We start from the raw sequence: 20,683 nt of genomic DNA on the forward strand, positions 1-20,683 counted from the left end.
GAATAAAAAATAAAATTTGAGGCTAAATTTATAAACTCCCTATTAAGTAAATTTTATTTATCCACATTCTCCTCATATTCATTTTTTTGATCCGCAGCTAAACGCATATCTTTGCAAAAGTTACCAACATGATTAACTACATCTTTGTCAATTGAACTAGAAATTCGTTTTACAAATGCGCTTCCAATAATTACTCCATCTGCTCCCCATTCACGAACTTTCTTAACATGTTCAGGGGTGGATATCCCAAAGCCAACAGCAATTGGATTAGTATTCACTTCTTTTAATTTCGCAATAAGATTTTCTACTCTATTTTCCATTTTATTTCTCTCACCAGTGACACCTGTAACACTTACTAAATAAGTAAAGCCTTTTGTATGATTGGATATTTTCTTCATTCTCTCAAAAGGAGTAGTTGGAGCCACTAATAAAATCAAGTCCATAGAATGGTTACTAACTATTTTAGAAAATTTATAAGCTTCCTCTAAAGGGAGGTCAGGAATTATTAGTCCAGAGATTCCAGCATTAGATGCATTCTCACAAAACTTTTCAAAGCCGTAACATAATAAAGGATTTAAGTAAGAAAAAAGTATAACGGGAATATTTAATTTACCTTTTAAAGACTCTAAAAGTGTAATTACTTTTCTTGGAGTAGTACCTGACTTTAAGGCACGAGAGGCAGCAATTTGAATAATAGGTCCGTCGGCAAGTGGATCACTGTATGGGATGCCCAATTCAATAAGGTCCGCTCCATTTTCTTCTAACTTCAATAAAATATCAGAGGTTATTTCAATATTGGGATCCCCAGCCATTATGAAAGGCATCAAAGCTAATTTTTTATTATTTTTTAACTCAATAAACTTCTCATCTACCTTTGATAAAGATTCATTTTTAGTCATTTGCATTTTGTTATCTTTCATAAATTTTAGAATTTTTTTCTAAAAAATTTATGGATTATTTTCCAAATCTTCCATTAGTTTTTCCTGTTCTTCCTTTGATAATGCGTTGAACTTAGTTTCTAGTTTATCATTAACAACTTTTTCATACTCTTTTCTATAACGCTTCCTTTGTTCCATAAAAGTCATCTTTCCATTTACAACTCTATAAACATAAGATGTCACCCAGGTAATAACGATCAGAATTAAGATACAACTTGAAATAGTACTGGCTGTAAAATTATCGATCCCAATTTGCGGTGCAAATTTATAACTAATTAATCCTATTAATGATATAAATATCCCTATTTGTACAACTTTACCTTTAGTCAATTATTTACCCTTTACCATTTCCTTTTAATCTGAGATTTAAAAATGGAGAAAATAAAATCAAACCTGGAAAAAAAAGAAATACAAGTCCATAAATTCCTAATCTTTCAAATTTGCCCATAACATTCCATCTATTATTCATCCAGTAAAATAGGAATAATGGAACAACCAGTAGATAAACAGAAATAACTCCAATATAAGCAATTAAAGTGGCGAATGAATTATTAAAAATATTTTCCATTTTGGTTTATTATTTCTTAATTAAAACATAACAATTATTGGAAGCTATCGTAAGAACTAAAAATAAATTATTAATTAATGGGAGTGGGGGGACTTGAACCCCCACGAGCTAAAGCGCTCGACGGATTTTAAGTCCGGCGCGTCTACCAATTCCGCCACACTCCCAAAGGAATTTGCGCTTTCTAATCGTAGCTGAAAGTAACCCATTTAACCAAGAAAAATTGGAATATTTACACTTTTAATTGTCAGATTAAATGTAATTTTTTAATTTACATAACCTTCTACTTGCCATTGTAAAGTTTCACCTGCATGAAATGGTTTTATTTGTCCGATAATATTTTTTTCTTCAACAACATCAATAAATTCTTTAATTTTATTAGGTCCAGAGACTAATTTTAATTTTTCTTTATTCGGGGGCAAATTATAAAAATTAGGGCCATTCAAACTTGCAAACTTTTCAAAATTATCTAGTGCATCCTCCTCTTCGAATACCGTTAAATAGCTCTCAATTGCTACTGGCGAATTAAAAATACCTGCACATCCACAAAAAGCCTTCCACTTCCTAAGATGTGGAGCAGAGTCGGTTCCCAAGAAAAAAGATTTTTCCCCACTTGTAGCAGCTTTCCTTAAAGCGAGTCTATTATTTTCCCTCTTAGCAACTGGTAAGCAGTAAAAATCGCTATTTAAGCCTCCAAAAAACATTGCATTTCTATTTATATGTAAATGATGCGGAGTGATAGTAGCTCCAATATTATTTTCTTGAACAAAATTCACTGCATAAGAGGTAGTTATATGTTCTAAAACGATTTTTAATTTTGGAAATCTTTTAGTTATTTGAGAGAGTTCTTTATCTATAAATACTTCTTCTCTATCGAATACATCTACTTCAGAATCAGTCACTTCCCCATGAATTAAAAGAGGCATTCCAGAATCTTGCATTAATTCAAAGATCTTATAAAGATTTTCTATTTTCCTAACTCCATGACTGGAATTTGTTGTGGCATTAGCAGGATATAATTTTGCTGCGAAAAAGACATTATTTTTAAAACCATTTATTAGTTCCCCTTTATCAGTCTCATCTGTAAGATAAATTGTCATTAGTGGTTCAAACTTAGAACTTTCTGGTAACGCTTCAACAATAGATTTCTTGTAAGAGATAGCGCTATTGATTGATGTTATGGGACTTTTAGTATTTGGCATGACAATCGCTCTTCCAAAATATTCTGAAGTAAAATGAATAATATTTTTTAATACAAGACCTTCTCTTAAATGTAAATGCCAATCATCAGGTTTTATTATGGTTAAAGTCTTCAAAATTTTTTGTATTTAATCAATTTTAACAGCAAATTAAAATTGACAATAAATTATAGATAATCGAGGATAGTTATTAACCAATTATGAAAATTTTTATTATCTATATAAAAGCCTAAATATGAGTTATTTTTTATTTCCAATAATAGAAATAGTTTTAGGCGTAGTTCTACTTTTTGCTGGAGGAGAGTTCTTTATTCAAGGAGCCATATTTTTATCTTTAATTTTAGGAATACCTCAAATAGTAATTGGTTTGACAGTTGTTTCTCTTGGAACAAGCGCTCCCGAGTTGTTGGTAAGTTTGAGTTCAATTTTAAAAGGAAGTGATTCGCTTGCGGCAAGCAATGTAATTGGAAGCAATATTTTTAATGTTCTAGTTGTTTTGGGCATAAGCTCATTGATAACACCTCTTAAGGTAAAAAGCAGAATAGTCAGAAGAGATGTGCCTCTTTTAATGGCAATTTCTTGTGCAGTTTGGGCTATGTCATCAACAGGCTTATTAACATTGCAAGCAGGGGTATTTCTAATATTTTGTCTAGTCCTAAATACAATATGGGAAATCAATACCATCAATGAGAAAGGAGAGGAGACAAAAGATGCTGAACCAGAGATAGAAGAATTAAAAGATAACTATAAAGGGAAGATAAATATTTTACTAAAGTTAATACTGGGAATATTTCTTTTAAGCTTTGGTTCAAATATTTTAGTAAATGGTTCTCGAACGCTTGCTACTCTTTTGGGTGTAAATGAAATTTTTATTGGTTTAACTATCGTTGCAACTGGGACATCTTTACCAGAATTAGTAACTTCAATAATTGCTGCATTTAAAGGCAAAACAGATCTTGCGATTGGCAATGTAATAGGAAGCAATTTGCTCAATCAACTTCTAATCCTTGGAAGTTGCAGTATTTTTTCAGGATTTAAAGGTTTAGTAATTGAACAAAGTCTAATAAAAGTTGACTTACCATTTATGGTTTTAACTACCTTTGCTTGCTTACCAATTTTCTGGAGCAAAGGGACAATCACAAGAATTGAAGGATTTATTTTGCTTAATCTTTATATTTTCTACATTCTCGATAAGATACTTTTCCTGAATGGATTTAACTTCCTTTCTGAATTAAGGATAGGTTTATTTATTTACTTTGCGTTACTTATAATGTTTCTGATTGTTCAAGAAAAATTTAAATTTTCTAATTCATAATTTTATCCATACATAGTCACAAATTCTTCTGAGATAGTTGGGTGCAAAGCCATAGTAATATCAAAGTCTTTTTTTGTTATCCCTGCATTTAATGAAATTGATACCATTTGAATAATCTCAGACGATGTTTCTCCAAACATATGACATCCTAGGACTTTGTCAGTTAGCTTATGAACGACAATCTTCAACATACATTTTGATTTATTCTTATTAAAGGTATTAGACATAGGGGTAAATTTGCATTTGAAAATTTTTATATTTTTTTCAGAATAAATCTCTTTAGCTCTTTTCTCACTTAAGCCAACTGTTGAAATTTCTGGAATAGTAAAAACGGCCTTAGGGATATATTCATAATTTACTTTTCTTTTTTGATCATTAAAAAAATTATCCGAAAAAACTCTCCCTTGTTCTATTGCTACTGGAGTTAAGTTTGGTTTATTTATGATATCGCCAACTGCAAAAATATTTGCGTTGCTTGTTTGATTAAGTTCATCCACATCTAAATATTGGCCATCCATCTTTAGATTTAAAAAATCTAAATTTAAAGGCAAAAGATTTGGTTCTCTTCCTGTAGCAATAAGGATATTATTAGTAAGGAGTTTATCCCCCGAGTCTAGGGTAGATTCCAGATTTCCATTTACTCTTTTGATAGACTTTAATTGAGTATTGGAGATTATATTGATTTCATTAAAAGTGGATGATTTCTCTAGGCATGAAGAAAGATCCTCATCAAAACCATTAAGTAAATGTTGACCTCTAATTAATTGATTTACTTCAGTTCCTAAATTTCTGAAAATAGAAGCAAATTCACAAGCAATATAACCTCCTCCCACTATTAATATTGATTTGGGAAACTTTTCTAATTCAAAGATATCATCACTAGTCCATGCCAAATCTACCCCAGGTATATTTAATTTCTTTGGTTTACCTCCAACTGAAATAAGAATCTTTTTTGAACTTATTTTATTTTTAATTTTCTTCGTTTTTGGACAAATAATTTCTAATTCATTTTGAGTAGTAAATCTTCCTAAGCCCTCAAAAACAATTACATTCAATTTTTTTAAAGAATTTCTATGTAAATTACTTAATCTGGAAACCTCCTCTCTAACATTCTTTAATAAAATATTTGATTCAAAATTAATACCTTCATTTTTTAATCCATATCCTTCAGAGGAATCCATATTTTTTTTACTTTTAGCGGCATAAACCATCAATTTCTTAGGAACACATCCCCTTATCACACAAGTTCCTCCTATTTGATTTACTTCTACGATTGCGACTTTTGCTCCATAACTAGCCGCACGTTTAGCCGCCGCGAGTCCTCCAGATCCAGCGCCAACAACAATTAAATCAAATTCAAATTCCAAGACTTTTTTTAATCAATTATTATAACGTTAGTTTATAGCTTTAATTCAAATAATGAATGGTATTTTGACATGGGATGATTTAAATAAATTTGAAGTTGAAGAACTTGATAGAGTCCATGGTATAAATAATTCCTACGCAAATTTAAGATTATTCGGGCATAGTAAAAATGATGTATTAGTTACCCTCTATAGGGATAGACATTCTTGGTGTCCTTACTGTCAAAAGATATGGTTATGGCTTGAATTTCAGAGAATTCCATACAGAGTCGAAAAAATAAATATGTTTTGCTACGGTCAAAAAGAAAGTTGGTTCCTTGAAAAAGTCAGATCTGGTAAATTACCTGCAATTGAATTTAAAGGGCAAGTTATAACTGAAAGCGACGATATCATAGCTTTTTTAGAAAATGAATTTGGAGCACTTGGATCTTTTATAAGATCTAGTCACCTTATAAAAATTCGAGAATTAGAAAGAGAAATTTTCAGATCCTGGTGTAATTGGCTCTGCCGAGAAAGCTTTAATTTTATAGATAACTCTTTTAGAAAAAAAAGATTTAAAGAATCCATTTCTAAACTCGATGAAATCTTAAGTAGGTCAAAATCAGGGTTTGTTGATCCATCAGTATCTAATACGGGTGATATAGAGCCTGGTGTTGGAGATATAATTTTTATTCCCTATATGGAGAGAATGAATGCATCACTAGTTTATTATAAAGGGTTTAATTTAAGATCTAATTACCGTAATGTAGATAATTGGCTTACCCTTTTTGAAGGGACAAGTGCCTATAGAGGCACTCAAGGAGATTTTCATACTCACTCTCATGATTTACCACCACAAATGGGTGGATGTTATAAAGAAAGCAATGAGCAACAGATAACTTACTCTGAGCTTATTGATACTGGAGAGGGTCTAGGTAATTATGAATTAAATAAAAATTATGATATGAAATATTACGCTATATTTGCTCTTAAAAGGGTAATAAAACATAAAGATAATTTAATTAAAGTCAATCCATGTGATTCAAAATTCTTTGAAGAGTCATTGAGATCAGCATTGACACATATGATCACAGGTGAAGTAAGAGTCCCTGAGAATCTTTCAGGAAAATCCCTGAGATACTTAAAAAATAGAATCTCAGTTCCAAGAGACATGCCAATTATTTCTGCTAGGTTATTAAGACAATCATTAAATAAAATTGAATTACTAAGTAATAACAGTCAAATAGATAAAATACCTTTGAATCATAGATATGATCAAGACCCTATAAATTTTTTTTCTAATTAACTATAAATTTTTTCTTGAATCTATTTGAAGTAAATCTCTTATTTTTTGAACTTGGCTAGCAATATTGGGGTCGATAGATAACTTTTTTTCAACTTGTTCAATAGCATACATAACCGTTGTATGGTCTTTCCCCCCAAATTCATCTCCAATTCTTGGTAGGCTTAAATCAGTTCCATGTCTCATAAGATACATACCTATTTGCCTAGCTTGACTTACTGGTTTTCTTCTACTTGAACTAATCAATTCATCAGTAGAAACCTTAAAGAAATCTGACACTTTGTTAATAACTTGTTTTGGGGTTACAACCACCCCAACACTATTAGGATCAAGCATTGGGGCGATAGATTGGACAGTCATTGGCAAACCTGTTATTGAAGCGAATGCAACAGCTCTAGTAAATGCGCCTTCTAATTCTCGAATATTCGAAGTGAATCGTCCTGCTATAAATTGAATTAGATCTCTTGGAAGACTCATCCTCTCTTGTTCCGCTTTTCTTTGAAGAATAGCTGTCCTTGTCTCAATGTCAGGGGGTTGAATATCTGCAGTCATGCCCATTGAAAACCTAGAAATTAATCTCTCTTGAATTCCCGACAATTGATTTGGTGGTCTATCACTTGCAATGACAATTTGGCTTCCTGCTTCGTGAAGAGCGTTAAAAGTATGAAAGAATTCTTCCTGAGTATACTCTTTACCTTCTAAGAACTGTATATCATCTATTAAAATCAAATCTACATTTCTATATTTATCTCTAATAGCTGTCATTCCATCTCTCCTGATACCACTAATAACATCATTAGTAAAAGTCTCTGTAGATACATATTTAACTTTTGCTTCTGGATCTATTTCTACTCTATAGTGACCTATTGCTTGCATTAAATGAGTTTTACCAAGACCTACTCCGCCACAAATAAATAATGGATTAAATTCTCTTCCAGGAGATTCTGCAACTGCTAAAGCTGCCGCATGAGCCAACCTACTATTTGGACCTACAACAAATCTTTTAAAAACGTAGCGTAAATTTAAACCGTTAGGATTTTTGAATTGATGTTTTGAAGAATTATCTTGAATATTGTTAGACAAAGATTTTGTTTTATGATTAAATTTCTGTTCATTCAGGTTATTTTTATTTGTTAAATCGCTGATAGTATTTGCTTCAGATTTGAAAACAACTTTTACATCATGGCCACAAATTTCTTTCGCAGCTTTTTCAATAGTTTCACAATAATTCTTTCTTAACCAATCACTAGAAAATGTATTTGGAGCAATTAAGGTCAATAAGCCATTTTCAAAACAATTAAATTTAGCAGGCCTTATCCATGTCTCAAATGAAGGCTTACTTAAAGTTTTTTGTAGTAATTGTTGAACTTCCGCCCAAATAGGATTAGTTGCTTGCAAAATTTTATTATCTAGATTATCAATCTAGTTGGAATTTAATAATTGGCCATTATCTAATCACAAGATCCCGACAAATTTAAAATTTTTTAACAAAGCATGATATTAATTTATAAAAATAAATTTTATATTTTTTTATAGGAATATAATTATTTTTAAATCACGCTGAATTATTGGATAAAACATTACTTATTATTATGGCAAAATGGCATGCTTTTGGAAGATGCAAAACGAGGTTATCAAAAGATATAGGTAAAAATAATTCGGCTAAAGTGCAAAGTGTGATGACCAAACACACTATTTCCGTCGCCAAATCACTCCAAAAAATTAAACCAATTGATATCTCTATAGCTATATCCGGTTTAGGAGTAAAAAATTGTAGAAGATGGTCTACAGAATTAGGTATTAAAAAGTTTAATTTACAAGGCAAAGGCTGCCTGGGAGAAAAAATGAAAAGGCAAATAATTATCAACAAAAAATTTTGTACTCAAAACAAGATAAAAAATTTTATTTTTATTGGTACTGACCTCCCAGATTTATGCCATCTAGATTTATTGAATACTATGGGAGAGCTAAAACAAAATGATCTTATTTTAGGGCCATCTAATGACGGAGGGTATTGGCTTATTGGTTTATCAGAGAAAATTATATCTAAATATCTAAATTTACCCTTTATCAAAATTAAGTGGAGTAAAGAAAATGTTCTTAAAAATACTATTGATAATTTCGCTTCTACAAATTTGAAGTATAAGTTTTTAGACAACAAAATTGATATAGATACAATAATTGATATTGAAAATAGAAAGTAATTAACTTGTCTAAAATCTCAGTTATCATTCCGACTATTAATGAAGCCAATAATTTGCCATTATTGCTTTCAGACTTGTCCATTATTAAGAAAGAGGGAGAAATTCTCATTGTTGACTGTGGCAGTGAAGATAAAACTATTGATGTAGCAAATATTTATGGAGCGAAAGTATATAAATCCAAAGAAAGAAATCGAGGTTTACAATTAGATATTGGCGCTAAAAATTCAATAGGAGACTGGCTTATGTTTTTACATGCCGACACTAGATTAAATCATGATTGGTTTACAAAAATAAAATCAGTTTTCAAGAGAGATAAAAATTATATTTACTTTTTTAAATTTAAAATCAATGATAAAAAGATAATTTACAGAGTCCTTGAGATTATTGTAAATTTTAGAAGCCAATATTTTAAACAACCATATGGAGACCAAGGTTTAATAATTCATAGATCTATTTATTTTAAGAATAATGGTTTTAGAAAGATTCCTTTAATGGAGGACGTAGATTTTATAAAGCGATTAAAAAATAAAAAAGATTTAAAGCAATTAAATTTACCTATATTTATAAGTGCAAGGAAATGGGAAAAAACTAATATTTTTCTCCAAGCACTCAAAAACTGGAACTTGCGAAGAAGATGGTTAAAAGGCGAACCAACAAAATCTATATATTCTGACTACTACAAAAAATAATTATTTTGCATACCAAAAAGCGCATTTAGAGCCTCTTGGTTCTAATATCCAACCTTGCCTTTTGTAAAATGAAACCACTTCCGCATCGGCAAATAGACTAACTTTAAAAATACCAATATTTTTTAATTCTTTGAGAATATATTTCATTAACTCTTTACCCAATCCTAGTCCTTGATATACAGGATTAATAGCCACATCCCACACTGTTGCTTCTAGAATTCCATCACCAGTACATCTTGCGAAGCCTATTAGTCTGGGAAATTTATCATCATGACGCCATAAACCAATCACTAAAATACTAAAATCCAAGGCTCTTTTAACTCTCCTTATGGGTCTTTGACTCCAACCAACAGTTTGCAAAAGTTGATCTAGCTCTATTAGATCTAACTCTTTACTTTTGCTACATACAAAAATTTCTTCTTTATTTTTTTGAGTGAATTCGTAAGAATTTAAACCATAGATATTTACAAGTTCATCTTTCGAAATACTATTCGACTTTTTTATTGATGACCTTTGGTTTCTAAAAATCATTAAAAATTTGCAAATCCTTTTTGTTGAAGCTCAGAGAGCTGAAAATATAAACCCTTTTTCTTTCTCAACTCACTATGTGTTCCCTCTTCAACTAATGATCCGTCTTTTAAAACTAAGATTTTGTCTGAACTTTCAATAGTCGCTAGTCTGTGGGCGATGACTAATGCTGTTCTTTTTTTAAGAATTCCTTCAAGATCTTTCTGCAATGTAGCTTCTGTAGAAGGATCCATAAACGCTGTGGCTTCATCCATTATCAACACAACAGGCTTTCTAATCGCTACTCGAGCCACCGAAAGAAGTTGTCTTTCTCCAGAAGAGAGATTCCCTCCTCTTTCTCTAAGAGGGGTATTCAAACCTTCTGGTAATTTTTTTAACAAATTATTTAATCCTAATTCTTCACAAAGATTTTCTAATTCAATATTGTCTATATTCGCACTTAATTTCAAATTATCTGCAACATTCCCACTAAAGATAAACGTATCTTGCAAAACTACTCCCAACATATTTCTAAGTGTTGCAATAGGAATATGTTTTATATTTATATCATCGATTAAAATTTGGCCTGATTGAGGTTCATACAATCTGCATAACAATCTAATTATGGTTGTTTTACCTGAACCAGTTGGGCCGACAAAAGCTACATGTTCTCCTGGATTAATCAAGAAAGATAAATCCTTTAGGATAACTTCGCCTTTATTGTAGAAGAAATTAACATTTTTGAATTCAATTTTACCTTTGAATTTATTATTTGAATTTAAAGCATCCTCATAAAAATATTTTGCGGAAATAGAGTCTTTAATCTGAATTTCTTCATCCAATAATTCATTTATTCTCTCAACAGCAGTAAGTCCTCCTTGAATCTGTGTAAATCTTTCTGCGAGCTGTCTTAAAGGTTCAAAAAGTCTTTGTGAATATAAGATAAAAGTTGTTAATGTTCCTAAACCAATATTTCCAGAGGTAACAAGATACCCTCCAACTGCTAAAACCAATGCAACTGCTGCAAGCGAAATCCACTCTATGAAAGCAGAAATGCTACTGTCATAAAAAATTGTTCCATTTACTGCTTTTTTATAAGCATCTCCAGTATTAGAAAATTTCTTGCTATTGAAAGCTTCTCTTCTGAACATCTGAACGACTTCTAAACCTTGAAGATTCTCTTGAAAATCAGAGTTGAGTTGAGACAATTCTTCCCTTACCTGATAATTCGCCCTTCTGTAGCGTTTCTGAAGCCAAATAATAAAATATGAAACTGGAATTTGAGTCAATAGCAACAAAATTGCAAGCCCTCTATCAATTGAAAGCATTGTCAATGAAATTACAATTAGGCTAACAAAATCAGCAATAACTCCGACCGCTCCACTACCAAAAACCTCAGCCAAAGCATCGACATCATTAGTTAATCTTGTTAATAACTTCCCAACAGGCATTTTATCGTGATACTTTAGAGACAAAGATATTGAATGATCAAAAAGTTCTCTTCTTATCCTTGCAGTTAATCTTTGCCCCACTGCTTGGATGTTGTAAGTTTGGTACCCTTGCAAAACCAACCTAAATAGAACAGTTATTAATAAAGTTAAGATTATGGCATTTATTGACTGTCCAAAGAAAGTTTTACTCAGCCAGACATCTGTACTTTCGTTTTTAAGAATAGTAATTGCTTGACCTACTAATAGTGGTTGAATAGCTCCTGAAAAAGACACAGGGAACAAAACTATTAAAATCAAATAGATTGTTTTTTTATCTTTAGTTAAATATTTGCCTAACTTCTTAATCCTTCTAAAATCATTAAAAAACATTTAGTTATTCTTCAATATAGAGCATTAGTTGATTCTATTGATAAAATAATATCTCTGAGATGATTATCATCTAATCTCATAGATAAAGGATTTCCAATTAGTCTTGCAGTCGAGTAGAAAAGATCATCTATTTTAATTAAACCATTTTCGTTAAGAGTCTTTCCTGTCGCAACCAAATCAACTATTGCTTCTGCCATGCCCGTAAGAGGACCAAGCTCGACTGATCCTGTTAAATGAACTATTTCTACAGGTATATTTAATTCATCAAAATAAGATCTTGCAGTTTTTGTGAATTTACTTGCTACTTTACAATTCGCAGGTAGATCAGTTGGTTTGGAATAATTGCTATTTTTCTTAACCGCTAACGACATATGACAACCCCCAAATCCTAAATCTAATAACTTTGCGACTTCTAATTTAGATTCGAGCAAAACGTCATACCCAACGATACCCAAATCAGCCTGACCATAACTTACATAAACAGGAACATCTCCATTTCTTACTAATAAAGCTTTAGCACGTTTGCAATTTGATTCAAAGGTTAATGATCTATTATTTTCGTCCAAAGCATTAGAGAAATCTAACCCAGCTCTTTTAAAAGTTGAAATTGAATCTTTTAACAGAGCTCCTTTTGGTAAAGCTATAGTAAACATAGATCAATTTCTTCCAAGGATTCTTTATTCTAAGTTAACAATGGAATTTAATAAAGTTCGAAATATAATAGGCCTCAGAGTTTTAAGTGATAACGTTATTTGGTTGTGGGAAAAAGATAAATCCGTTGTAGTTGTAGATCCATCTGTACACGAACCAGTAATTAAATATATCGATGAAAACAATTTTAATCTAATAGCTATTTTGCAAACTCATCATCATTCAGACCATATTGGAGGGACGAAGTCTCTTATTGAAAGATGGCCAAATGTAGAGGTGATTGCTTCATACAAAGAAAAAAAGCGAATACCTTTTCAAAATGTATCTGTAGAGGATGGAGAAACTTTAAATATTTTAGGTGAAGAAGTAAAAATAATTGAAGTATTAGGGCATACAAACTCGCATATCGCCTTCTTTTTGAATGGGGAAAATCCTGTTCTTTTCATTGGTGATACATTATTTTCTGGAGGCTGTGGAAGAATTTTTGAAGGAACTTATCAACAAATGTATTCTTCACTAGAAAGAATCAAGTCTTTACCAAAAAATACTCTCATATATTGCGCACATGAATATACTAAGGCAAATATATTGTGGGCATTGAATCTCAAGCCTAAAGATCAAGTTATAAAAAATAAACTTTCGGAAGTTGAAAAAAAACTTTCTCTTAATGAATTGACAATTCCATTTTTACTGGATGAAGAGATGAAAATAAACCTTTTCTTGAGAGCAAAAAATTTAGAAGAATTTACTTTTTTAAGAGCAAATAAAGATTTATGGGTTTAAATAGATAGGTATCTTATTAAACAAATGTCCCCCAAGCAAGTAATTAAAACATCAAATGCTCCAGATCCAGTCGGACCTTATAATCAAGCAATAAAAGCTGGGAATTTTATCTATTGTTCTGGTCAAATTGCTATAGACCCAGCTTTAAATGAAATAACATGTTTGGGTGACATAGAGAAGGAAACTGTTCAAGTTTTAAAAAATCTCACAGCGGTTCTTAAAGCTGGTGGAGCCAAAACAGAGGATGTAATAAAAACAACTATCTACTTAACCGACCTAACTAATTTTCAAATTGTCAATAAAATATATAGTGAATTTTTTAATATAGAGAATCCTCCAGCAAGGGCATGTGTGGAAGTTTCAGCTCTACCAAAAGGAGTTTTAGTTGAGATAGATTGCGTCGCATTTCTAGATTAATTTCTAATTATTGAGAAATTTGAAATATGGCCCAAATTTGCACCATATTTGTATAGATTATTAATTGGTTAATCCTCTTAAATCTATGTCAGCAGCAAAGCTAAATATAGATGAATTAGAAGCAGGCTATCCTTTATTTTGTAAAGCGCTAAGACTATTAATTTTAAAAGGCAACTCAGTTAAAGATATACAAAAGACAGTATGCTGGGGGCATCTCGAAACTTTAAACAGATGCCTACCAGGAAGATATAAGGCCCCCACATATTTAATGGCTTTAATTAAAAGAGATATTGCTAAGCCCAATAATTATTAAAAGATCTAATCTTCTAAATAAAATTTATCTACATCTTTTGAAAAGTCTTTTTCTCTACTAGAAATTTCTTCAGTATCTAAAAAAATTGAAAGACTAACAAAATTCTTACCAAAGCTGATATTTGGATAGATATCCTTTTCTTTACATAAACTCTCAATTTTCTGCATGAATTTACTAATTTTTGAGTATTCCTCGAATTCAAATCTTTTTTCAATCCTCAAAGGTGATTCTCTTTTATTCCACATTAAATTCTTTATTAATGATTAATTACACTATACAATCAACAAAGTTTCTAAATAAACTTGTTGAAGTTAAAATTTTAATCATTGTCCCAATAATCAATAATCCCCCCAATTGTTAAATCAGTTATCACTTCTGGGTTAGGACATGAAAATCTTGCCGCCGTTCCACTTGAAGTAAAAACCCAATTGCCCTCTCTAGCTCCAACAGGATCAAGAGCAACTAATTTCTTTCCCTTATTATTCTCCAAAATTCGTAAATTCATATGTCCTAACCCAGCAACTCTTTGAGTACAGACCATTCTTCCTAATACCTTCATAATTTCCACGATTTCTTCCTCCTAGTTTTTCTGGCTGTCAGGATCCCAATGATCAATTATTCCAACAATAGTTAAATCACTAGGATAAGATTTGCTGCCTGCCGCTTCTCTAGCAGCAGAGCTTCCAACACAAATAACCCAGTCTCCTGGCTTACAGCCAACAGCATCTACTGCAACCTTACTTGAAGAACCATCCAATACAACCTGTAGATGTTTATGTTCAAAACCAGGAATCCTATTAGTAGATACGAGTGGTTTTACAATCTTGCAAATTAACATAACTAGTGAGCCTCCTCTGCTTTTTTATCTAAAGACATTCCAATTATTTTGGCGGAATGAATGTTGTCCCTATCTCTAATAGTAGAACAAGTATGTAACAAACCTTGATTAACTAAATTTTTATATCTAATTGATATCGCATTATTAACTCTTTCACAATCTTTTATTGCTCTCTCTTTTGCGCCAGGAACTTTGCCAGAGTAATCGAATCTTATGACTACTGGAATAGGTAGATCTTGAGAAACATTTAATCCAGTAAAAATTTTAACTCCAACATCTAAATCTGGGGCACCTTCTTCGACAGTATCTAAATGTGCAAAATAAGTTAAATTTCTAAGATGTACTTCTTTGAAACCTATACCAACGCCAATAAACCTCTCAGCATGACCAATATCCTTATAAGAACAATTATGAAAATTTTTCACATAATCAATTTGAGAAATATTATTGATAACTAATTTGTAGATGAATTTTTCTATTCCTTGTAGTTTATCTTTTGAAGAATGCTTAGAAATTATTTGACAAATTTCTTTCTCTGAATCCTCTTTCGAAAAATTTATTGTTGAATTATAAATATCTAATGTAGAAATAGTTTTTTCTAAATCTATATTGCCATCGCTAGTTGACAAATGAATTTTCAATGAATCAGTGTCTGTATCAAGTCCAATCAACATTAAATCCACAGATGCACCGCAGCAAAAGCTATTCTCTACAGCCTCTTTGAAAGCATATAGTTTATTTCTCCCTTCTCTTGCAGCTAACTCGTCATTACTCCCATGAGCTGCGCATCCCTGATGCAAAGGATCTGCTGAACTAAAATGATAAGTTACAACTTTTAAGTACCTGGTATCTTTATGAGCTTCATTAGGAATATTCTCTCTATATCTTTTATGTTCAGTTTTTACCCATCGATTTACTGTATTTTCAATATCAAACAGTGCTCCAGCATGGGATCTTCTTCTTACTGAACTAAAAGGTATTCTCATGACATAAGCAACTGAATGAGCTAATCTCCCATCTGAACAAGGAGTTATATCAAGTAAATGTATTCCACAATCTAAAAGAAATTTCTCAAAGTCTTCTGCATTCCTACCTCCGGCAGCACCTTCAAGTGGGTCATTGTTAAAAAAATTGTCACTAAGTTTCTCATGCTGTTTGAAAGTGCACCATGCATATAAAGCTCTCATATCAAGAGGTTTAACCCAAGATTTATCTAATACATGAAAGGGTAAATCTATTCCCAAATTTTTTCTAGATATTGTCTGAGCCTTTTTTATAAAATCATCATGATGTTGTATTCGGGCAATTTCCTTAAGAGTTGGAACAATTTCATCAAAATCACTTTTTATTTTGCTTTCATACTTAAATAGATTTTCATTTTGAATATTATTAGTTAATTTGTGAGACTTTCCAGAATTCCTAAAATTATTTGATTCTTTAGTTTGACTATGAATATTTTCGGTAAAAGTTTTCATTGGAGCTGTTGGCCCCAATGTGAAGTTCTTGGCTTTAGCCAGTCCTCTTAAAGGCATTATTTACTTAACCTCTTGCACCACCTGAAAAGGTAACAAGTTGTCCTTCACGAGTATTACCACTAGATCCAGTAATCAAGAAATCCGGTTTTTCTACATCCTCATTTCTCTTAACCTCTAAAGGGGGCATTGCGCTAGTAAATCCTGCTCTTGATGGATTTCTCTTTCTTGAAGAAGCTCCCTCTGTTCCTGTCACCTTATCACCACGATCCCAATCATCACCAGTTACGTTTCCCACTGATTGTCCTTCACCAGTAATCCTAGATGCAACTCTTTTCTCTGGTGTATTTGCAGCACGATCTGCCTCTTCAATTTCCATTTTTTGTTTATAAGTAATATTTTTATTCGGTTCGAATCTAAATTTTTCAGTCCCAGTTACCTTATCAACTGCCATATCAAAAGGGCCTGTTACCTTTGAACCATTTTCATATTCATTACCGGTAACACCTTGAGTATTTTTTTCATAATATTTGTCTCTTGATGGTGATTTAACAGAGAATTCGTTCCAAGAATTACCTGCTGACTTTTCCGGATTCGCATACGCAGTATCATGTGGAGGATTATCACAAGTTTTTGAGAACTGATCTCCACCAACATAAGGAGTCCCTGTTAGATTCTTACAAGCACCTTTCTTAGCACCTGTCATTACTCCGCCAATCCCTGGTTGCTGGCCTGTAAGTCTTGCATTTGAATTATTTCCAGAATTAACTGTCGCTCGAGATTTCATATCTTCAGAAATCTCAGTACTACAATTTTCATTAATCTGATCTAAGCCTACGTATGGTGTTCCTGTTAAAACTTTGCATGAGCCGGGTTCATCTCCAGTTACGATTTTTGATCTTCCTGTCATAGTCCCACTTATCAAATTAGACTTTGATGAAAGGCTTAAGCCTACTTTTCTAGCTTCAGGTTTTGGTTTTGAACCGCAAAACTTTTCATATTGTTGAGATCCTATGTACTCATCACCAGTTATATTCTTGCAACTACCATGTTCATTACCTGTCATGTGATCTGATCTTCCTACCCCTGTACCAGTTACATTATTCCCATTAAGAGTGTTGTAACTTCCTACTTTTTCAAATACTTTACCTTGTGGATTTGGCTCAGAGCCAAGATATTGATCTCCTGTTAACTGATGCCCAGAACCTGATTCATCTCCAGTAACTAGGGTTGATCTACCAGGAAGAGATCCAGATACTTTTAAACCATCGGTTGTAGTACTATGTTTAACCTTTGAAGGATTTTTTGGAATATCACCACAATACTTCTGTGATTGATTAGCAGATACATATTCAGTACCTGTAAGGTTTTTACAAGTTCCTGGCTCATCTCCTGTGACCCTTTCAGATCTACCAACTTCGTTCCCAGTTACTTTATTACCTGATGTTGTTGCGGTAACAGTAGATCTAAGTGGTTGTTTATAACTTGGTCTATCTTGACAAAATTGATCAGCTACTTCTGCTCCCATATATTGTGTCCCAGTAACTGTTCTGCATGTGCTTGCTTCATTACCTGTAGTTTTTACAGATCTATTAGCCTGTGTTCCAGTAACTATTTGACCTGAATCAGTTTCACTTGTGCCAACTTTCCAACTAGCATCGGCAATATTTTGTTTGGCTCCATTTTTATTTGGACCACATGGTCTAAATTTACCATTACCTTTTTTACCTGTGGCACCAGTTTTACTTCTAAGCTCTCTTACCCTCTGAGAAATTTCTCTACTACTTAAATCTGGGTCTCCCCTTCTAGCTAAAGAAGCGGCACTAGTATTTTGTTTAGATGCTGATTTACCATGCTTAGATTGAGCTTCTCTTCTAGCTAAAACAATATCTCTACTTGTATTAGTAATAGGCTTTCTCTTCTGATTAATTCTTCTTTTGACGTTTGGTTTTGATGTTTTAATTTCTGCATTATGTGAATTTTGAACTTCTTGATTTTTATTAATGGTTGATTTAACTGTATTTACAGGAATTTCTTTTTTAACCTCAGTACGGGTTTTATCAGACGAGGTTATAGCAGATTTCCCATGGGTAGACATTGCCTTTCTTCTCTCTATTACTAACTCTTTACTAGATAAAGTTCTTGAAGAAGACTTTCTACTTACTTGAGTTTTTGGAATATGTTTTGTAACTGGTTTAGAAATATTTTGATTATTAGAAGAAGACTGAGTCCCAGAAATCTGTATATCTTGAGAAGATCGAACTCTGTCTTTAGTCGTTGAAGAATAAGCAGCAGCTTTTTTACCACTATCACTCATGGCCTTTCTTCTTTCTAGTGCAATCTCTCTACTGGTTTTTTTTGACATAATCTTCAAATTTGAAACTTTTTAAAAAACTCTTTTTAAAAACTTTCTCCAAAAAATTTTGGAGAAAGATATTTACTACATAAAGTAGATTTAACGTCCTTGGAAAACGACAAAAGCTGTTCCTTGGCTTTGAGTGTAAGCATCGTATCCGATTATTCTTACATGGTGATCAGGATATGCTCTATGACATGCCTCTAATTCACTTACAACCAAGTTAAGGTCTTTTTCCCCAAAGAATGGGAGCTTCCAATATGACCAATAAGTTTGCATACTTCCACTAGGATGAACATGCTCAATAACAGGACTCCAACCTTGAGCAATTATGTATGCAATTTGATCGTATATTTCTTCCTGGGTCATCGGTGGTAAGAAACCGAATGTTTCCAGGGTTGCAACTGTTTGATAGTCGCCTACTGTGCTCTGGAAAGGCATAATAAATTTAAATGTGAATGGAATTACTCGTAAAAGAACGAGATTTATAGAAGTTTGAGGAGAAGAAGAATCTCCTCAATTTTGAAATCTGGTTTAACCTTGAACGTCAAGCTTGTCGACGGTATCAAATTCAAACTTAATTTCCTTCCAAGTTTCAAGAGCAATAGCTAATTCAGGACTGTGCTTAGCAGCTTCCATGAGAATGTCTCTACTCTCTTTTTCGATTTCGCGACCAGCATTACGTGCTTTTACGCAAGCTTCTAAAGCAACTCTGTTGGCTGCAGCTCCAGCAGCTGAACCCCATGGATGTCCATGTGTTCCTCCACCAAACTGAAGACAAGAATCATCTCCAAAAATCGCTAAGAGTGCAGGCATATGCCATACGTGAATACCACCTGATGCGACAGCAAATACTCCTGGCATTGAACCCCAATCTTGATCAAAGAAGTTACCTCTTGATCTATCTTCAGGAACAAATGACTCTCTTAAGTTGTCAATGTAACCAAGTGTTGTCTGACGATCACCTTCTAGTTTTCCAACAACTGTTCCAGTATGTAATTGATCTCCTCCTGAGAGTCTCAAACATTTGGCTAGAACTCTGAAATGAATACCATGTTTCGGATGTCTATCAATAACAGCATGCATAGCTCTGTGAATATGCAGAAGCATGCCATTTTTACGACACCAGTTTGCTAATCCAGTATTTGCAGTAAAACCACCAGTTATATAATCATGCATGATGATTGGCATATCTAGCTCTTTTGCAAATTCAGCTCGTTCGTAAAGTTCTTCAGGAGTGTTAGCAGTACAGTTTAGGTAGTGACCTTTAACTTCTCCAGTTTCTTGCTGAGCAAGCTTAACTGCTTCTGCAACAAACTCGAATCTCTCTCTCCAACGCTGGAATGGTTGAGAATTAATATTCTCATCATCCTTAGTTAAATCAAGACCACCTCTAAGGCACTCATAGACAACTCGACCATAGTTTTTACCAGATAAGCCTAATTTGGGTTTAATGGTACAACCAAGAAGAGGTCTTCCATATTTATTTAAACGATCTCTTTCAACTACGATTCCATTAGGTGGACCACCGCAAGTTTTAATGAAAGCGATTGGGAATCTAATATCCTCTAGACGTAAGTGTCTTAAAGCTTTAAATCCAAAAACGTTTCCTACTAGAGATGTTAATACGTTTGTAATTGAACCTTCTTCAAAAAGATCTAAAGGATATGCAATAAAAGCATAAAAAGCTTCAGGATCTCCAGGAACGTCTTCAATTCGATAACAACGTCCTTTATAAAATTCTAAATCTGTAAGTAACTCGGACCAAACTGTTGACCAAGTACCTGTTGAAGATTCCGCGGCAACAGCTGCTGCAACTTCTTCTCTTGGGACACCTTCTTGACCTGTGCATTTGAAACAGGCTAGTAAATCGGTGTCTAGGGGTACGTATTCAGGAGTCCAGTAGGTATCTCTGTACTCCTTTACCCCTGCATCATACTTTTTACTCATAAGGATAAATTTAGGTCTGT

Annotated in this window: 23 protein-coding genes and 1 tRNA gene; 7 read left to right on the forward strand and 17 right to left on the reverse strand. The window is 32.8% G+C overall.

Features of this window, described 5'->3' with window-relative positions; translation table 11 throughout:
* Positions 1-53: 53 nt before the first annotated feature.
* From trpA to pyrC, 5 genes are all read right to left on the reverse strand, one after another.
* Positions 54-920, reverse strand: coding sequence for a tryptophan synthase subunit alpha (gene trpA, locus EU92_RS05280; protein ID WP_032513848.1), 867 nt, complete (start codon positions 918-920; stop codon positions 54-56).
* 27 nt (positions 921-947) lie between these two features.
* Positions 948-1,268: a DUF3007 family protein gene (locus EU92_RS05275; protein ID WP_032513849.1), complete on the reverse strand. Its 321-nt coding sequence runs from the start codon at positions 1,266-1,268 to the stop codon at positions 948-950.
* Between the two features lie 4 nt (positions 1,269-1,272).
* The gene (locus tag EU92_RS05270) at positions 1,273-1,506 is read right to left on the reverse strand and encodes an NAD(P)H-quinone oxidoreductase subunit L (RefSeq protein ID WP_032513850.1); all 234 of its coding nucleotides are present in this window, start codon (positions 1,504-1,506) and stop codon (positions 1,273-1,275) included.
* Positions 1,507-1,584: 78 nt separating this feature from the next.
* Positions 1,585-1,670, reverse strand: a tRNA-Leu gene (locus EU92_RS05265).
* Between the two features lie 99 nt (positions 1,671-1,769).
* On the reverse strand, positions 1,770-2,819 hold the full coding sequence (gene pyrC, locus EU92_RS05260; RefSeq protein ID WP_080726902.1) for a dihydroorotase: 1,050 nt from the start codon (positions 2,817-2,819) through the stop codon (positions 1,770-1,772).
* Positions 2,820-2,937: 118 nt separating this feature from the next.
* Here pyrC and EU92_RS05255 point away from each other — a divergent pair, with 118 nt between their 5' ends.
* A complete protein-coding gene (locus EU92_RS05255) occupies positions 2,938-4,017 on the forward strand; it encodes a calcium/sodium antiporter (RefSeq protein ID WP_032513853.1) in 1,080 nt (359 codons plus the stop codon).
* Between the two features lie 2 nt (positions 4,018-4,019).
* Here EU92_RS05255 and gorA read toward each other — a convergent pair whose 3' ends face one another.
* Positions 4,020-5,384, reverse strand: coding sequence for a glutathione-disulfide reductase (gene gorA / locus EU92_RS05250; RefSeq protein WP_032513854.1), 1,365 nt, complete (start codon positions 5,382-5,384; stop codon positions 4,020-4,022).
* 52 nt (positions 5,385-5,436) lie between these two features.
* On the opposite strand from gorA, the gene EU92_RS05245 reads away from it, so the two are divergent.
* On the forward strand, positions 5,437-6,666 hold the full coding sequence (locus EU92_RS05245) for a glutathione S-transferase (protein ID WP_032513855.1): 1,230 nt from the start codon (positions 5,437-5,439) through the stop codon (positions 6,664-6,666).
* Here the strand turns inward: EU92_RS05245 and dnaA are convergent, their stop codons facing one another.
* Positions 6,667-8,061: a chromosomal replication initiator protein DnaA gene (dnaA, locus tag EU92_RS05240; RefSeq protein WP_032513856.1), complete on the reverse strand. Its 1,395-nt coding sequence runs from the start codon at positions 8,059-8,061 to the stop codon at positions 6,667-6,669.
* A gap of 194 nt (positions 8,062-8,255) precedes the next feature.
* On the opposite strand from dnaA, the gene EU92_RS05235 reads away from it, so the two are divergent.
* Both EU92_RS05235 and EU92_RS05230 read left to right on the forward strand, forming a co-directional pair.
* Complete coding sequence (locus EU92_RS05235; protein WP_032513971.1) at positions 8,256-8,867, forward strand: TIGR04282 family arsenosugar biosynthesis glycosyltransferase; 612 nt, start codon at positions 8,256-8,258, stop codon at positions 8,865-8,867.
* Between the two features lie 5 nt (positions 8,868-8,872).
* Positions 8,873-9,556, forward strand: coding sequence for a TIGR04283 family arsenosugar biosynthesis glycosyltransferase (locus EU92_RS05230; RefSeq protein WP_032513857.1), 684 nt, complete (start codon positions 8,873-8,875; stop codon positions 9,554-9,556).
* Here EU92_RS05230 and EU92_RS05225 read toward each other — a convergent pair whose 3' ends face one another.
* Genes EU92_RS05225 through hisG form a run of 3 tightly spaced genes read right to left on the reverse strand, consistent with a single transcriptional unit; the run spans position 9,557 to position 12,536 of the window.
* Positions 9,557-10,087, reverse strand: a complete 531-nt coding sequence (locus EU92_RS05225; protein WP_032513858.1) for a GNAT family N-acetyltransferase — start codon at positions 10,085-10,087, stop codon at positions 9,557-9,559.
* Entirely contained in the window at positions 10,087-11,883 is a 1,797-nt protein-coding gene (locus EU92_RS05220) for an ABC transporter ATP-binding protein (RefSeq protein WP_032513860.1), read from the reverse strand. The genes EU92_RS05225 and EU92_RS05220 overlap by 1 nt, the downstream gene beginning before the upstream one ends.
* An 11-nt stretch (positions 11,884-11,894) precedes the next feature.
* Positions 11,895-12,536, reverse strand: a complete 642-nt coding sequence (hisG, locus tag EU92_RS05215; protein WP_032513862.1) for an ATP phosphoribosyltransferase — start codon at positions 12,534-12,536, stop codon at positions 11,895-11,897.
* A gap of 40 nt (positions 12,537-12,576) precedes the next feature.
* On the opposite strand from hisG, the gene gloB reads away from it, so the two are divergent.
* From gloB to EU92_RS05200, 3 genes are all read left to right on the forward strand, one after another.
* Positions 12,577-13,317 carry a hydroxyacylglutathione hydrolase gene (gene gloB, locus EU92_RS05210; RefSeq protein WP_032513864.1) on the forward strand — a complete coding sequence of 247 codons (741 nt, stop codon included), beginning with the start codon at positions 12,577-12,579 and terminating at the stop codon, positions 13,315-13,317.
* 24 nt (positions 13,318-13,341) lie between these two features.
* Complete coding sequence (locus EU92_RS05205; protein ID WP_032513867.1) at positions 13,342-13,734, forward strand: Rid family detoxifying hydrolase; 393 nt, start codon at positions 13,342-13,344, stop codon at positions 13,732-13,734.
* Between the two features lie 85 nt (positions 13,735-13,819).
* On the forward strand, positions 13,820-14,047 hold the full coding sequence (locus EU92_RS05200; protein ID WP_032513871.1) for a DUF3136 domain-containing protein: 228 nt from the start codon (positions 13,820-13,822) through the stop codon (positions 14,045-14,047).
* 5 nt (positions 14,048-14,052) lie between these two features.
* On the opposite strand, the gene EU92_RS05195 is transcribed toward EU92_RS05200, so the two are convergent.
* The 7 genes from EU92_RS05195 to EU92_RS05170 form a co-directional block, all read right to left on the reverse strand.
* Positions 14,053-14,292, reverse strand: coding sequence for a 4a-hydroxytetrahydrobiopterin dehydratase (locus EU92_RS05195; RefSeq protein WP_032513873.1), 240 nt, complete (start codon positions 14,290-14,292; stop codon positions 14,053-14,055).
* Positions 14,293-14,366: 74 nt separating this feature from the next.
* The gene (locus EU92_RS05190; RefSeq protein ID WP_032513875.1) at positions 14,367-14,615 is read right to left on the reverse strand and encodes a carboxysome peptide B; all 249 of its coding nucleotides are present in this window, start codon (positions 14,613-14,615) and stop codon (positions 14,367-14,369) included.
* Between the two features lie 12 nt (positions 14,616-14,627).
* Positions 14,628-14,885, reverse strand: coding sequence for a carboxysome peptide A (locus EU92_RS0108920; RefSeq protein WP_032513877.1), 258 nt, complete (start codon positions 14,883-14,885; stop codon positions 14,628-14,630).
* Positions 14,886-14,887: 2 nt separating this feature from the next.
* Positions 14,888-16,417, reverse strand: coding sequence for a carboxysome shell carbonic anhydrase (locus EU92_RS05185; RefSeq protein ID WP_032513878.1), 1,530 nt, complete (start codon positions 16,415-16,417; stop codon positions 14,888-14,890).
* A gap of 7 nt (positions 16,418-16,424) precedes the next feature.
* On the reverse strand, positions 16,425-18,722 hold the full coding sequence (locus tag EU92_RS05180; RefSeq protein WP_032513879.1) for a CsoS2 family carboxysome shell protein: 2,298 nt from the start codon (positions 18,720-18,722) through the stop codon (positions 16,425-16,427).
* Between the two features lie 90 nt (positions 18,723-18,812).
* Positions 18,813-19,154: a ribulose bisphosphate carboxylase small subunit gene (locus EU92_RS05175; protein WP_011376108.1), complete on the reverse strand. Its 342-nt coding sequence runs from the start codon at positions 19,152-19,154 to the stop codon at positions 18,813-18,815.
* 93 nt (positions 19,155-19,247) lie between these two features.
* A complete protein-coding gene (locus EU92_RS05170; protein ID WP_002805854.1) occupies positions 19,248-20,663 on the reverse strand; it encodes a form I ribulose bisphosphate carboxylase large subunit in 1,416 nt (471 codons plus the stop codon).
* Positions 20,664-20,683 lie beyond the last annotated feature (20 nt).

The sequence above is a fragment of the Prochlorococcus marinus str. MIT 9107 genome (assembly GCF_000759855.1).
Lineage (GTDB): Bacteria > Cyanobacteriota > Cyanobacteriia > PCC-6307 > Cyanobiaceae > Prochlorococcus_A > Prochlorococcus_A marinus_N.

Excerpts from the sequence above, each read along its gene's own strand:
- EU92_RS05185 (WP_032513878.1), bottom strand. The coding sequence starts at position 16,417 with ATGCCTTTAAGAGGACTGGCTAAAGCCAAGAACTTCACATTGGGGCCA.
- EU92_RS05170 (WP_002805854.1), bottom strand. The coding sequence starts at position 20,663 with ATGAGTAAAAAGTATGATGCAGGGGTAAAGGAGTACAGAGATACCTAC.
- EU92_RS05180 (WP_032513879.1), bottom strand. The coding sequence starts at position 18,722 with ATGTCAAAAAAAACCAGTAGAGAGATTGCACTAGAAAGAAGAAAGGCC.
- gloB (WP_032513864.1), top strand. The coding sequence starts at position 12,577 with ATGGAATTTAATAAAGTTCGAAATATAATAGGCCTCAGAGTTTTAAGT.
- EU92_RS05225 (WP_032513858.1), bottom strand. The coding sequence starts at position 10,087 with ATGATTTTTAGAAACCAAAGGTCATCAATAAAAAAGTCGAATAGTATT.
- hisG (WP_032513862.1), bottom strand. The coding sequence starts at position 12,536 with ATGTTTACTATAGCTTTACCAAAAGGAGCTCTGTTAAAAGATTCAATT.
- EU92_RS05205 (WP_032513867.1), top strand. The coding sequence starts at position 13,342 with ATGTCCCCCAAGCAAGTAATTAAAACATCAAATGCTCCAGATCCAGTC.
- EU92_RS05195 (WP_032513873.1), bottom strand. The coding sequence starts at position 14,292 with ATGTGGAATAAAAGAGAATCACCTTTGAGGATTGAAAAAAGATTTGAA.
- EU92_RS0108920 (WP_032513877.1), bottom strand. The coding sequence starts at position 14,885 with ATGTTAATTTGCAAGATTGTAAAACCACTCGTATCTACTAATAGGATT.
- EU92_RS05270 (WP_032513850.1), bottom strand. The coding sequence starts at position 1,506 with ATGGAAAATATTTTTAATAATTCATTCGCCACTTTAATTGCTTATATT.
- EU92_RS05255 (WP_032513853.1), top strand. The coding sequence starts at position 2,938 with ATGAGTTATTTTTTATTTCCAATAATAGAAATAGTTTTAGGCGTAGTT.
- EU92_RS05200 (WP_032513871.1), top strand. The coding sequence starts at position 13,820 with ATGTCAGCAGCAAAGCTAAATATAGATGAATTAGAAGCAGGCTATCCT.
- EU92_RS05235 (WP_032513971.1), top strand. The coding sequence starts at position 8,256 with ATGGCAAAATGGCATGCTTTTGGAAGATGCAAAACGAGGTTATCAAAA.
- EU92_RS05220 (WP_032513860.1), bottom strand. The coding sequence starts at position 11,883 with ATGTTTTTTAATGATTTTAGAAGGATTAAGAAGTTAGGCAAATATTTA.
- EU92_RS05175 (WP_011376108.1), bottom strand. The coding sequence starts at position 19,154 with ATGCCTTTCCAGAGCACAGTAGGCGACTATCAAACAGTTGCAACCCTG.
- EU92_RS05245 (WP_032513855.1), top strand. The coding sequence starts at position 5,437 with ATGAATGGTATTTTGACATGGGATGATTTAAATAAATTTGAAGTTGAA.
- trpA (WP_032513848.1), bottom strand. The coding sequence starts at position 920 with ATGAAAGATAACAAAATGCAAATGACTAAAAATGAATCTTTATCAAAG.